General features: G+C 66.2%; 12 protein-coding genes. 10 read left to right on the top strand and 2 right to left on the bottom strand.

The window, feature by feature from the left end; all coding sequences use genetic code 11:
- Window positions 1-24 precede the first annotated feature (24 nt).
- From dnaE to D514_RS30915, 5 genes are all read left to right on the top strand, one after another.
- Window positions 25-3,543: a DNA polymerase III subunit alpha gene (gene dnaE / locus D514_RS30895; protein ID WP_017830240.1), complete on the top strand. Its 3,519-nt coding sequence runs from the start codon at window positions 25-27 to the stop codon at window positions 3,541-3,543.
- Window positions 3,544-3,615: 72 nt separating this feature from the next.
- Complete coding sequence (locus D514_RS30900) at window positions 3,616-4,851, top strand: hypothetical protein (RefSeq protein ID WP_017830241.1); 1,236 nt, start codon at window positions 3,616-3,618, stop codon at window positions 4,849-4,851.
- 1 nt (window position 4,852) lies between these two features.
- Window positions 4,853-6,157 (top strand): histidinol dehydrogenase, encoded by a 1,305-nt coding sequence (gene hisD / locus D514_RS30905; protein ID WP_017830242.1) that lies wholly within the window; start codon window positions 4,853-4,855, stop codon window positions 6,155-6,157.
- A 10-nt stretch (window positions 6,158-6,167) separates the two neighbouring features.
- Window positions 6,168-6,638: a transcriptional regulator NrdR gene (gene nrdR, locus D514_RS30910; protein ID WP_017830243.1), complete on the top strand. Its 471-nt coding sequence runs from the start codon at window positions 6,168-6,170 to the stop codon at window positions 6,636-6,638.
- A gap of 10 nt (window positions 6,639-6,648) precedes the next feature.
- On the top strand, window positions 6,649-7,686 hold the full coding sequence (locus D514_RS30915; RefSeq protein WP_017830244.1) for a quinone-dependent dihydroorotate dehydrogenase: 1,038 nt from the start codon (window positions 6,649-6,651) through the stop codon (window positions 7,684-7,686).
- On the opposite strand, the gene D514_RS30920 is transcribed toward D514_RS30915, so the two are convergent.
- A complete protein-coding gene (locus D514_RS30920) occupies window positions 7,661-8,233 on the bottom strand; it encodes a DUF3043 domain-containing protein (protein ID WP_017830245.1) in 573 nt (190 codons plus the stop codon). The genes D514_RS30915 and D514_RS30920 overlap by 26 nt on opposite strands.
- A 46-nt stretch (window positions 8,234-8,279) precedes the next feature.
- Between D514_RS30920 and D514_RS30925 the strand changes: the two genes are divergently transcribed.
- The 5 genes from D514_RS30925 to D514_RS30945 all read left to right on the top strand — a co-directional run bounded on the left by D514_RS30925 (window position 8,280) and on the right by D514_RS30945 (window position 13,334).
- On the top strand, window positions 8,280-9,683 hold the full coding sequence (locus tag D514_RS30925) for a dipeptidase (protein WP_017830246.1): 1,404 nt from the start codon (window positions 8,280-8,282) through the stop codon (window positions 9,681-9,683).
- 70 nt (window positions 9,684-9,753) lie between these two features.
- Window positions 9,754-10,116 carry an iron-sulfur cluster insertion protein ErpA gene (gene erpA / locus D514_RS30930; protein WP_017830247.1) on the top strand — a complete coding sequence of 121 codons (363 nt, stop codon included), beginning with the start codon at window positions 9,754-9,756 and terminating at the stop codon, window positions 10,114-10,116.
- A gap of 140 nt (window positions 10,117-10,256) precedes the next feature.
- A complete protein-coding gene (gene coxB, locus D514_RS30935) occupies window positions 10,257-11,159 on the top strand; it encodes a cytochrome c oxidase subunit II (RefSeq protein ID WP_029258335.1) in 903 nt (300 codons plus the stop codon).
- Window positions 11,160-11,243: 84 nt separating this feature from the next.
- Complete coding sequence (gene ctaD, locus D514_RS30940) at window positions 11,244-12,896, top strand: cytochrome c oxidase subunit I (protein WP_127482208.1); 1,653 nt, start codon at window positions 11,244-11,246, stop codon at window positions 12,894-12,896.
- Window positions 12,897-12,899: 3 nt separating this feature from the next.
- Window positions 12,900-13,334, top strand: coding sequence for a cytochrome c oxidase subunit 4 (locus D514_RS30945; RefSeq protein ID WP_017830250.1), 435 nt, complete (start codon window positions 12,900-12,902; stop codon window positions 13,332-13,334).
- 68 nt (window positions 13,335-13,402) lie between these two features.
- Here the strand turns inward: D514_RS30945 and D514_RS30950 are convergent, their stop codons facing one another.
- Window positions 13,403-13,822, bottom strand: a complete 420-nt coding sequence (locus D514_RS30950) for a rhodanese-like domain-containing protein (protein ID WP_017830251.1) — start codon at window positions 13,820-13,822, stop codon at window positions 13,403-13,405.
- Window positions 13,823-13,842 lie beyond the last annotated feature (20 nt).

Below are 13,842 nucleotides of genomic sequence, written 5' to 3' on the forward strand. Positions count from 1 at the left end.
GGGCCCCGCCGTAGAATCGAAGGCATGGCATCCGACTCTTTCGTCCACCTGCACGTGCACAGCGAGTACTCGATGCTCGACGGTGCGGCGAAGATCAATGCGATGACCCAGGCGGCCGCCGACTACAAGATGCCGGCCATCGCCGTGACCGATCACGGCAACACTTTCGCGGCTTTCGAGTTCTACAAGGCGGCCAATGCCGCGGGTGTCAAGCCGATCATCGGGCTCGAGGCCTATGTCACTCCCGGCACGCACCGCAGTGACAAGACGCGTGTGCAGTGGGGCTCGCCCGACCAGAAGAGCGACGACGTCTCGGGTTCCGGTGCCTACACCCACATGACCATGTGGAGTCAGAGCACCGAGGGCATGCACAACCTGTTCAGGCTCAGCTCCCGCTCGAGCATGGAGGGCTACTACTTCAAGCCGCGCATGGACCGCGAGCTGCTGCAGACCTACTCCAAGGGACTGATCGCGACCACCGGCTGCCCTTCCGGTGAGATCCAGACACGCCTGCGTCTCGGGCAGTACGACGCCGCGCGCGCCGCGGCGGCCGAGTTCCAAGACCTGTTCGGCAAGGAGAACTACTTCGCCGAGATCATGGACCACGGGCTGTCGATCGAGCGGCGCGTGATGACCGATCTGCTGCGGCTCTCGAAAGACCTCAACATCCCGTTGGTCGCCACCAACGACTCGCACTACACGCATCAGCACGAGGCCGACGCGCACGAGGCGCTCCTGTGCGTGCAGTCGGGCTCGACGATGGACGACCCGAACCGGTTCAAGTTCGACGGCGACGGGTACTACATCAAGACCGCGGCCGAGATGCGCCAGCTGTTCCGCGACCACCCCGAGGCCTGCGACAACACGCTGCTGATCGCCGAGCGCTGCGAGGTCGAGTTCAACACCTCGGCCAACTACATGCCGCGCTTCCCGGTTCCCGACGGCGAGACCGAGGACAGCTGGCTCATCAAGGAGGTCGAGGCGGGCCTGCACTACCGGTATCCCGGCGGCATCCCCGACAAGGTGCGCAAGCAGGCCGAGTACGAGACCGGCATCATCCTGCAGATGGGCTTCCCCGGGTACTTCCTCGTCGTCGCCGACTTCATCAACTGGGCGAAGGACAACGGCATCCGCGTGGGGCCGGGCCGTGGCTCCGGTGCCGGCTCGATGGTCGCTTACGCGATGAAGATCACCGACCTCGACCCGCTCGAGCACGGACTCATCTTCGAGCGCTTCCTCAACCCCGACCGTGTCTCCATGCCCGACTTCGACGTCGACTTCGATGACCGGCGCCGCGGCGAGGTCATCGACTACGTCACGGAGAAGTACGGATCCGAGCGCGTCGCGCAGATCGTCACGTACGGAACGATCAAGTCCAAGCAGGCGTTGAAGGATGCCGGCCGTGTGCTCGGCTTCCCGTTCAGCATGGGGGAGCGGCTCACCAAGGCGATGCCGCCGCCCGTGATGGGCAAGGACATGCCCCTCGACGGCATGTTCGACTCCGCGCACCCGAGGTACAAGGAGGCGAGCGAGTTCAGGACACTGATCGAGACGGATCCCGAGGCGAAGACGGTCTTCGACCGCGCGCTGGGTCTCGAGGGACTGAAACGCCAGTGGGGCGTGCATGCCGCCGGCGTGATCATGTCGTCGGATCCGCTGCTCGACATCATCCCGATCATGCGACGCGAGCAGGACGGGCAGATCGTCACGCAGTTCGACTACCCGTCGTGCGAATCCCTCGGCCTGATCAAGATGGACTTCCTGGGGCTCCGCAACCTCACGATCATCTCGGATGCGCTCGACAACATCCGCACGAACCGTGGCGAAGAGCTCGATCTCGAACATCTCGGCCTCGACGACCCCGGCGTGTATCAGCTGCTCGCCCGTGGTGACACCCTGGGCGTCTTCCAGCTCGACAGCCCGCCACTGCGTTCGCTCATGCGCCTGATGAAGCCTGACAACTTCGGTGACATCTCAGCACTCATCGCCCTGTATCGACCAGGCCCCATGGGTGCCAACTCGCACACGAACTACGCGCTGCGTAAGAACGGGGTGCAGGAGATCACCCCGATCCACCCCGAGCTGGAAGCGCCGCTCGCCGAGATCCTGGAGGAGTCCTACGGGCTCATCATCTACCAGGAGCAGGTCATGGCGATCGCCCAGGCGGTCGCCGGGTTCAGCCTCGGACAGGCAGACATCCTGCGCCGCGCGATGGGCAAGAAGAAGAAGTCCGAGCTCGACAAGCAGTACGAGGGCTTCGCTGGCGGCATGACCGAGCGAGGCTTCGGTGAGGCGGCCATCAAGGCGCTGTGGGACATCCTGCTGCCGTTCTCGGACTACGCCTTCAACAAAGCGCACTCCGCCGCATACGGCCTCGTGTCCTACTGGACGGCCTACCTCAAGGCGCACTATCCCGCCGAGTACATGGCCGCGCTGCTCACCAGCGTCGGCGACTCCAAGGACAAGATGGCGCTGTACCTGAACGAGTGCCGCCGCATGGGCATCAAGGTGCTCCCGCCGGATGTGTCCGACTCGATCAACTTCTTCGCCGCCGTCGGCGACGACATCCGTTTCGGCCTGGGGGCTGTGCGCAATGTCGGCAGCAACGTCGTCGAAGGCATCGTGCAGGCCCGCAAGGATGAGCGCTTCACCTCGTTCCATCACTTCCTCGACAAAGTGCCGCTGCACGTGTCGAACAAGCGCACCATCGAATCGCTGATCAAGGCCGGTGCCTTCGACTCGATGGGCGACTCCCGTCGCGCGCTCATGGAGGTGCACGAAGATGCGGTGGAGGCCGCAGTCGACCGCAAGCGCAACGAAGCACAGGGCGCGATCGGATTCGACTTCGACAGTCTCTATGACGGCATGGACGAGGCGGCCCCGGCGAAGGTCCCCGCGCGTCCCGAGTGGGTCAAGAAGGACAAGCTCGCCTTCGAGCGCGAGATGCTCGGCCTCTATGTGTCGGACCACCCTCTGGCGGGGCTCGAGGTCCCGCTCGCGAAGCACGCATCGATCTCGATCCATGACCTCAACAACTCCGAAGACCTCCAGGACGGCGACCAGGTGACGGTGGCCGGCCTCGTGACCAGCGTGCAGCATCGTGTCGCCAAGGCGAGTGGAAATCCCTACGGCATGATCACCGTCGAGGACTTCAACGGCGAGGTCACCGTGATGTTCATGGGAAAGACCTACACCGAGTTCCAGCACACGCTGCAGCAGGACGCGATCCTCGCTGTCCGCGGGCGGGTATCCCGGCGCGACGACGGGCTCAACCTCCATGCGCAGTCCGCATTCGCACCCGATGTGGGCTCCTTCGATGCTGCCGGCCCTCTGGCGTTGGTCCTGGCCGAGCAGAGAGCAACCGAGCGCGTGATGATGGAGCTCGCGGAAGTGCTGCGGCGGCACAACGGCGACACCGAGGTACTGCTTCGCGTGCACCGTGGCGGCACGGCGAAGGTCTTCGAAGTGCCCATGCCGGTCAAGGTGTCCGCGGATCTGTTCGGTGACCTCAAGTCACTGCTCGGACCCACCTGCCTCGGGTGAGCGGGGTAGGATCGTGAGCCGTCGGCAGCACGACGAATCACCCCGTCGAGCCCTGTGACGAAAGGACCACGCATGAGCACGGATCTCCCCGAAGCAGAACCCGAGGACGAGGTTTTCGGCGACGATGACGGTGTCCTGTACGACGAAGAGGTCACCCCTGAGTTCGGCATCCTCGGATTCACGCTGCGGGAGCTGCTCATCGTCGGCGTCTGGCTGCTGTCGTTCGTGTTCTCGTTCTTCCCGCTGATCGGCGACCTCTCGCTGTGGAGTGTCGGCATCCAATGGGTGCTCCCGGTCGCGCTCCCGACGGTCGCCGTCTTCCTGCTGGTGCTGCGCCGATTCTCGCCCGAGGGCATCCGCCGGGTCGGTTCGCTCGGCATCGATCAGTTCGCCTCGGTCGCCTTCTCCGTGTCGGCGACGGTCTGGGCCGGCAGCCTCTGGCTCGCGATCTCCGCTGCGGTGTCCACCGGGAACTGGAGCTTCCCGTGGAACGGTGTGGCCATGGTCATCACCTCCCTGGCTCTCGTCGTCCTCACGGTCTTCGCCCCGATCATCCCGGGATTGAAGGAAGATTTCCACGGTCGCCTGGTGACTCTCGCCCACCGCAATGCGAATCCGGTGCGCCCCGTCATCGCGAGACCGCGTCCCGAACCCGTGCCGGTCCCGGAAGCCTCCGAAGGCTCCGTCGAGACATCCGTCGCGGCGGCATCCTCCGCCGCGCCCGAGGCACACGCCGAGAGCCCGACAGGCGTCATCGCGGACGGCTCCGCATCCCCCCTCGTCGTCGCGCTCGACGACGAGGCATCGGGTCAGCAGGCGACCGACGAGATCGCCCGATTCGACCTGGCTGCACAGGTGCCGCTGACGGCGCACGCCTCGGGCGGCGGCATCGGTACCGAGCAGGCGAGCACCGACGAGGGGTATGTCCCGGCCTATTCGCGCCGTTCCCGTGGACAGGAGCCGGAGATCGTCTCGGACACCGGAAGCATCGAGTCCCTGCTGGAGACGGCCGCGACCTACGAGACGGGCGCGGTCGAGGAAGAGTCTGCGCCGCTGCTGCTCGAGGGCGTGACCGATGCCGATCTCGAGGCGACGAACCCGCGCGAGACCGCCGCCGTGGCACAGCCGTTCTGGATCCTCGCGCCCTCTGAGCGCGACGTCCACGACGAGCGGGGCGAACCGCTTTTCCGTATCGGTCCGAACGCCTGGGCTCTCGTGATCGAGGACCGTGGGGGAGCGTTCGTCGTCCGACATGACGACGGACGGATCGGCTACCTCCACGACATCTCCGACATCACGAAGGGCTGAAATGCGCACCATCGATCTGCGAGGGCGCGAGCTCTCGCCCGCCGGCATGCTCGCCGCAGTACCCCGGGCGACCCAGGCGCGTGCCGAAGCACTCGACACTGCCGCACGCATCGTCGAGGACGTGCGTGACCGCGGCGAGACCGCTCTTCGCGAGCAGGCCGAGCGTTTCGACGCGGTCACGGACCACGCCGTGCGCGTGCCTGCCGAGCACATCACCACGGCTCTCGCAGAACTCGCTCCCGAGGTGCGCAGCGCGCTCGAGGAGGCGATCCGCCGAGTCCGTCTCGCCTCCGCCGCGCAGGTCCCCGCCACGCAGGTCACCAGGATCGGCGAGGGAGCAGTCATCACACAGCGCTGGCAACCGGTCCACCGCGTGGGCGTGTACATTCCCGGCGGCAAGGCCGTCTACCCGTCGAGCGTGATCATGAACGTCGTCCCCGCGCAGGTCGCCGGCGTCCAGGAGATCGCCCTGGCTTCGCCGCCGCAGGCAGATCAGGGTGGAAGAATCCACCCGACCATTCTCGCGGCGGCAGCGCTGCTGGGTGTGACCGAGGTCTACGCGATGGGCGGTGCCGGCGCGATCGGCGCTCTGGCCTACGGCGTGCCGTCGCTCGGCCTCGATCCGGTCGATGTCGTCTCCGGGCCGGGCAACAACTATGTCGCGTCGGCCAAACGTGCCGTCGCCGGCGTCGTCGGCACCGACTCGGAAGCCGGAGCGACGGAGATCCTCGTTGTCGCCGATGCACATGCGGATCCGCGTCTCATCGCCGCCGACCTCGTGAGCCAGGCCGAGCACGATGAGCAGGCGTCCGCCGTCCTGGTGACCGACGCGGCCGAGCTCGCAGAACAGGTCGCCGTCGAGGTGCAGCGCATCGCCGCTATCACCCGGCACAGCGAACGCGTCGCCGCCGCGCTGTCGGGGCCTCAGTCCGCCATCGTCCTCGTCGACGACAGGGCCATGGCCACGGCGTTCAGCAATGCCTATGCGCCGGAGCACCTCGAACTGCACCTCGTGGATGCCGAAGAGGCAGCCGCCGACTTCACCAGCGCCGGAGCCGTCTTCGTCGGCGACCAGACGCCGGTGAGCCTCGGTGACTACATGGCGGGCAGCAATCATGTGCTGCCGACCGGGGGACAGGCTCGCTATGCTCCCGGGCTCGGCTCGTACACATTCCTTCGACCGCAGCAGGTGATCTCCTACGACAGGGCTGCGCTGGCGGCCGTGCGTGCCGGGGTCGTCGCTCTCGCCGACACCGAGGTGCTTCCCGCGCACGGTGAAGCGATCGAGGCCCGTTTCACCGCGTAGGATCGGTCAGATGCACTGCCCCTTCTGTCGGCACCCCGACTCCCGCGTCATCGATTCACGCACGAGCGACGACGGGCTCTCGATCAGGCGTCGTCGACAGTGCCCGGAGTGCGGCGGGCGTTTCACGACGACCGAGACCGCGAGTCTCAACGTGATCAAGCGTTCCGGCGTGATGGAGCCGTTCAGTCGGGAGAAGGTCATCACGGGTGTGCGGAAGGCCTGCCAAGGGCGCCCGGTGACGGAGGGAGACCTCGCGGTGCTCGCACAGCGCGTGGAGGAGGCCGTCCGACAGACAGGGGTGTCGCAGCTCGACACCAACGAGATCGGTCTCGCCATCCTCGGTCCGCTTCGTGACCTCGATGAGGTCGCGTTCCTGCGCTTCGCCAGCGTCTATCAGGCCTTCGATTCGCTCGAGGATTTCGAGGCCGCGATCACCGATCTGCGCGCCGACCACACGAAGCGGGAGTCCGAGGAGCGGTAATCTGGCAGGGATGTATCCGCTGCTCTTCCGCGCTGTCCTCTCGCGCTTCGATCCCGAGTTCGCCCACCACGCCGGCATGGCGGTGATCCGCGTGCTCGGTGTGCCTCCGTTCTCGTGGGCCACGCGCGCGATCACGCGCCCTGACCCTTCGCTGCGCGTCGAGGCGCTCGGTCTCACCTTCCCCTCGCCGTTCGGCGTCGCCGCGGGCTTCGACAAGAACGCGGTCGGCGTGCGAGGACTCGCCGCTCTCGGCTTCGGACATGTGGAAGTCGGCACCGTGACCGCGATAGCCCAGGAGGGGAACCCGAAGCCGCGGCTGTTCCGTCTCATCGCGGATCGCGCCGTGATCAATCGGATGGGCTTCAACAACGCCGGAGCGGATGCGGCGGCGCGCAGGCTCGCCCGCCTGCGGCGCGGCGCGCCCGACACGATCATCGGGGTCAACATCGGCAAGAGCCGTGTGGTCGAGGTCGAGGATGCGACGGCGGACTACGTGGCCTCGGCGACGCGGCTCGCTCCGCTCGCGGACTACCTGGCCGTCAACGTGTCGTCGCCGAACACTCCGGGACTGCGAGGACTGCAAGCGGTGGAGACGCTGGCTCCGCTGCTGCGCGCCGTTCGAGAGGCTTCCGGCGCGACCCCGCTGCTCGTCAAGATCGCACCGGATCTCCCCGACGAGGAGATCACGGCGATCGCCCAGATGGCCGTCGCCGAGGGACTCGCGGGAATCATCGCGCACAACACCACCATCAGTCGAGACGGTCTGCTCACGGATGCCGAGACGGTCGAGGCGGCGGGCGCGGGAGGACTGTCCGGTGCACCGCTGAAGAAGCGCTCGCTCGAAGTCCTTCGCGTCGTGCGCGAAGCCGTTCCCGCCGACTTCTGCGTGATCGCCGTCGGGGGAGTGGAGACGCCATCCGACGTGCAGGAGCGCCTTGCGGCCGGTGCGACCCTCGTGCAGGGCTACACCGCTTTCCTGTACCGCGGCCCGTTCTGGGGCCGGGAGATCAACAGGGGACTGATCAGTCGGGGTACTGGCCGCGCTTGACCTGCGGCTTCGGCAGACGCATGAATCGCATCTGCAGGGCGCGCATCGCGGCGTACCAGCCCAGACCGCGCTCGAGACGCTCCTTGCCGAACTTCGCCGCGGCCTTGCGCTTGACGCGCATGCCGAGCAGGATCATGCCGCCGATCGCGATGACGAGGTAACCCATCATCACGATGTATGCGTAGAACGAGATGACCGTGTTCGCCGGCACCAGCGAGGCGAGGATGACCAGGACCATCACGCCCATCACGAACTCGGCCGGGTGCCAGCCCGCATCCACGTAGTCGCGGACCCAGCGGCGCTGCGGGCCCTTGTCGCGGACCGGGAGGTACTTCTCCTCGCCGGCGGCCATGCCGGCCTGCGCTCGTGCGCGACGCTCGTTGAGCTCCGCCTTCGCGGCCGCCTTCGCCTCCTTGGTGTTGGCGACCAGGGGGCGGCGACGAGCTGCCTCCTGCTCCGCACGGGTCGGCGTCGCGCGCCCCTTGCCGACGGCAGTCGTCTCGGGGGTGTCGTCGTTCGTGGAAGGGGAGGTAGGGGTAGTGGACACGGAGTTCCTCGGTTCGCCGGCGGGGGATCACCTTAAGATTACTCGCATGACCTCTCCTGTTCCTCCCCGTGAGTCCGATGCCGCCGTCCTCGAGGCGGTGGCGACCGGGATCCCGTCAGCGCTGTCGGACCTCGGACACCTCGTGCGCATTCCGGGGATGGCCTGGCCCGCGTTCGATCAGACCCAGCTGGAGCGCAGCGCGGAAGCCGTGGCCGCGCTGGCGTCTGGCACCGGAGTCTTCGACGAGGTGCGCGTGCTCCGCGCCGCGATCCCCGGCACCGACGAGCAGGGGCAGCCCGCTGTCCTCGCCACGCGCGCGGCCCGCAACGGCAAGCCCACGATCCTTCTGTACGCCCACCACGACGTGCAGCCTCCGGGCGACGATGCCCTCTGGGAGACCCCGCCGTTCGAGCCGACGGTGCGCGACGGGCGTCTCTACGGGCGCGGCGCGGCCGACGACAAGGCCGGCATCATGTCGCATATCGCCTCGATCCGCGCGGTGAGCGAGGTGCTCGGCGATGACCTCGACCTCGGCATCGCGATGTTCATCGAAGGGGAGGAGGAGTACGGGTCCCGTTCGTTCGCCCAGTTCCTCTCCGACAACAAGGATGCTCTCCGCGCCGACGCCATCGTCGTGGCCGACTCGGGCAACTGGGACTCCGTGACTCCCGGTCTCACCGTCTCGCTCCGCGGCAACGCCCGGTTCACGATGCGCGTGCGCACCCTGGACCACGCCTCGCACTCCGGAATGTTCGGCGGCGCCGTACCCGACGCGATGATGGCGACCGTCACGCTGCTGTCCACGCTCTGGAACGCCGACGGCTCGGTCGCGGTCGAGGGGATGACCGAGCGCGACGCGCCCACCCCCGACTACACCGAGGCGACGCTGCGGGACGAGGCGGGACTCCTTCCCGGTACCACTCCCATCGGAGACGGCAGCATCCTCAGCCGGATCTGGAACAAACCGTCGGTCACGGTGATCGGGATCGACGCCACCAGCGTGGCGGCAGCCTCCAATACGCTGCTCCCCGAGGTCACCGTCGTGATCAGCGCTCGCGTGGCTCCTGGCCAGAGCGGCCAGGACGCGTACGAGGCCCTGGAGCGCCACCTCAGCGCACACGCGCCGTTCGGTGCCGAGCTCACCTTCTCGGATGTCGACCTCGGCGACGGGTTCCTCGTGGACACCAGCGGCTGGGCGGTCTCGCTGACCCGCGATGCGATGCGCGACGGGTACGGGGTGCCTCCGGTGGACCTGGGCGTGGGCGGATCGATCCCGTTCATCGCCGACCTGGTGCGGGAATTCCCCGCCGCACAGATCCTCGTCACGGGTGTCGAGGACCCGCATTCGCGCGCACACAGCCCGAATGAGTCGCTGCACCTGGACACCTTCCGCCACGCGGTCGCGACCGAGGCGCTGCTGCTCGCTCGCATGAATGCCGCAGAACTCTGAGCCTCCCCGCATCTGCGGCGGTAGAATCGTCCGAGAAGCCGTGCACCTGCGGCCCGTCACAAGGAGCGACATGAGCGACACCACACTCTCCCCAGAGACCACCCGCGCACACGGCGTCACCCTGACCGACGCTGCCGCCACGAAGGTCAAGAACCTCCTCGAGCAGGAAGGCCGCGATGACCTGCGTCTGCGCGTCGCCGTGCAGCCGGGCGGGTGTTCGGGGCTGATCTACCAGCTCTACTTCGACGAGCGCTACCTCGAGGGCGACGAGACCGTCGACTTCGACGGTGTCGAGGTCATCATCGACAACATGAGCGTCCCGTACCTCGACGGAGCGGCGATCGACTTCAAGGACACCATCTCCGAGCAGGGGTTCACGATCGACAACCCCAACGCAGCGGGCAGCTGCGCGTGTGGCGACAGCTTCCACTGACCCTCGCTTCGCCGACTCGGCCGTCGTCACCACTGGTGACGACGGCCGTTCTGGTTCCGGAACCTGCGTGGATGGCATGAATCAGGTGTGAGGTTGCCCTAGACTTGGGTGTGCTCTGTTCGCGATCTGAAAGGTGCATCGTGCCCTCGAAACGCAGCCTTCGTTGGGCCGCCCTCCCTGTGGGAGTTGCGGCAGCCTTGGCCCTGGCGGGATGCTCTCCCACCGAGCTGAACGGCTTTCTTCCGGGCTTCGTGGAGGGTGGCCCCGCAGCCACCAACCAGACCGAGCGCGTCTCCTCGCTCTGGGTGAACTCCTGGATCGTGCTTCTCGCCGTCGGCATCATCACCTGGGGCCTGATGGCCTGGGCTGCGATCGCCTACCGCCGCCGCAAGGGTCAGACCGGTCTTCCGGTGCAGATGCGCTACAACATGCCGATCGAGATCTTCTACACGATCGTGCCGCTCATCCTCGTGCTGGGGATGTTCTTCTTCACGGCTCGTGATCAGACCGAGATCGAAGCCAAGTGGGACGAGCCCGATGTCGAGATCACCGCGATCGCGAAGCAGTGGGCGTGGGACTTCCAGTACGACGGCGATGAGAAGGACAATTCCGACGCCGTGTGGACCATGGGCATCCAGGCCCAGCCCGACAAGGACGGCAACATCGACCAGGCGCAGCTGCCGACGCTGGTGCTGCCCGTCGACAAGAAGGTGACGATCAACCTTCAGTCCCGTGACGTCATCCACTCCTTCTGGATCATCGACTTCCTCTACAAGAAGGACATGTTCATCGGGAAGGACAACTCCTGGTCGTTCATCCCGACGCGAGAGGGCGAGTACGCCGGCAAGTGCGCCGAGCTCTGTGGCGAGTACCACTCGATGATGCTCTTCAACGTGAAGGTCGTCTCGCAGAGCGAGTACGACTCCTACCTCGCGTCGCTCGAGGAGCAGGGCAACACCGGTGACATCACCGGCGCCTACGACCGTCTCTCGAACCTCCCGGGAACGACCCCGAAGACCGACACCGAGGAAGGAGGGGAGTAAGCCATGTCGACCACAGAAGCTCCCCGTACCGACGAGTCTCCCCGCTCGCGTCCTAACACCCTGCCTGCACGCCAGGCTGCTCTGATGAGCTCCTCGCGGGTCGAGCAGAAGGGCAACATCGTCGTCAAGTGGATCACCTCCACGGACCACAAGACCATCGGGTACATGTACCTGATCGCCTCGGTGATGTTCTTCCTGCTCGGCGGTGTGATGGCACTCGTCATCCGTGCCGAACTGTTCGCGCCGGGCATGCAGATCATCCCGACGAAGGAGCAGTACAACCAGCTGTTCACGATGCACGGCACGATCATGCTGCTGATGTTCGCGACGCCGCTGTTCGCCGGCTTCGCCAACGCCATCCTGCCGCTGCAGATCGGTGCTCCCGACGTCGCCTTCCCGCGTCTGAACGCCTTCGCGTTCTGGCTCTTCCTCTTCGGCTCCACCATCGCGGTCGCCGGCTTCCTGACCCCGCAGGGCGCGGCCTCCTTCGGATGGTTCGCCTATCAGCCGCTGGCAGGAGCATCCTTCTCGCCGGGGGCGGGCGGAAACCTCTGGATGGTCGGCCTCGGCATCTCCGGTTTCGGAACGATCCTCGGTGCCGTGAACTTCATCACGACGATCATCACGATGCGTGCGCCCGGCATGACGATGTGGCGCATGCCGATCTTCTCGTGGAACACGCTGATCACGAGCCTGCTCATCCTGATGGCGTTCCCCGTTCTCGCAGCCGCCATCTTCGCTGCAGCGGCAGACCGCATCCTGGGTGCTCACATCTACGACCCCGCCAACGGTGGCGTCCTGCTCTGGCAGCACCTGTTCTGGTTCTTCGGTCACCCTGAGGTGTACATCATCGCGCTGCCGTTCTTCGGCATCGTCTCCGAGATCTTCCCGGTCTTCAGCCGCAAGCCGATCTTCGGCTACAAGACCCTCGTCTACGCGACGATCGCCATCGCGGCGCTCTCGGTCGCGGTGTGGGCTCACCACATGTACGTGACGGGCTCGGTCCTGCTTCCGTTCTTCGCGCTGATGACCATGCTCATCGCCGTGCCGACGGGTGTGAAGATCTTCAACTGGATCGGTACGCTCTGGCGAGGGTCCGTGACATTCGAGACTCCGATGGTGTTCTCGCTCGGCTTCCTCGTGTCCTTCGTCTTCGGCGGTCTGACCGGCGTCATCCTCGCGGCTCCGCCGCTGGACTTCGCTCTCTCCGACTCGTACTTCGTCGTCGCTCACTTCCACTACGTCGTGTTCGGAACTGTCGTGTTCGCCATGTTCGCCGGCTTCTACTTCTGGTGGCCGAAGTGGACCGGACGCATGCTGAACGAGCGCCTCGGCTACGTGCACTTCTGGCTGCTGTTCATCGGCTTCCACATGACCTTCCTCATCCAGCACTGGCTGGGCGTGGACGGCATGGTGCGTCGCTACGCCGACTACTCGGAGGCAGACGGCTGGACCTGGCAGAACCAGGTCTCGACGATCGGTGCGATCATCCTCGGCGCCTCGATGCTGCCCTTCTTCCTGAATGTCTGGATCACGGCGCGCAAGGCTCCGAAGGTCACGGTCAACGACCCGTGGGGCTACGGCGGATCGCTCGAGTGGGCGACTTCCTGCCCGCCGCCGCGACACAACTTCACGTCGATCCCGCGCATCCGCAGCGAGCGTCCTGCGTTCGATCTGAATCACCCCGAAGCCGCCGAGTTCGCTACGACGGCTCCCGGCGAGCGAGAGGCCCACTAAGTCATGCGCGACAATGTCATTCTCTGGTGGATCCTGACGGCGTTCTTCGCCCTCGTCGGTGTGGTGTACACCGGCTGGCACATCCTGGCCACGCCGGCGGACAACTTCGCCATGCGGATCGAGTGGGTCGGAACGGTCGCCCTGTTCTTCGGTGCCTTCATGGGAGCCATGATCGCGTTCTACCTCGATCGCACGCACAAGGCTCAGCGCGGTGAGCTTCCCGAAGACATCCTGACCTCCGACATCGATGACGGTGACCCGGAGCTGGGCGAGTTCAGCCCGTGGTCCTGGTGGCCGATCGTGCTGGCGGCCTCGGCGGGAGTCTTCGTCGTCGGCCTCGCCGTCGGACACTTCCTTCTGCCGATCGGTCTCGCGATCTTCGTGGTCGCCATCGTCGGCTGGGTGTACGAGTACTACCGCGGCAACTTCGCCCGCTGATACTGCCTCATCGACGAAGGCCCCCGGATTCCTCCGGGGGCCTTCTTCGTGTGCGGACGGCGCCGTGATCAGGCGCGGGTACGGATGCGGGGGATGCCGGTCAGCGGATCGACCGGACGGTGATGGACGCCATCCGCGTCCTCGACCGCGTACCCTTCTCTGACCCAGTACTCGAAACCGCCGATCATCTCGCGGACACGGTAGCCGAGACGGGCGAACTCGAGCGCGCCCTTCGCACCGGCGTTGCATCCGGGACTCCAGCAGTAGACGACGACGTCAGCGTCCTTCGGCACCTCCGCCGGCGCACGTGAGGATATCTCGCTGTAGTGCATGTGCACGGCGCCGACGACGCGGCCCTGCGCCCAGGCTGCGCCCGACCGGACATCGACGACGACGATGCTCTCGCCGGACTCCAGCGCGGCATGGACGTCGCTGGGGTCTGTCTCATAGGCCAGCTTGGCAGCGAAGAAGTCAGCGCGATCGATCATGACCTCAGCCTAGGAAGGCG

The organism is Microbacterium sp. UCD-TDU, from assembly GCF_000340625.1.
GTDB lineage: Bacteria > Actinomycetota > Actinomycetes > Actinomycetales > Microbacteriaceae > Microbacterium > Microbacterium maritypicum.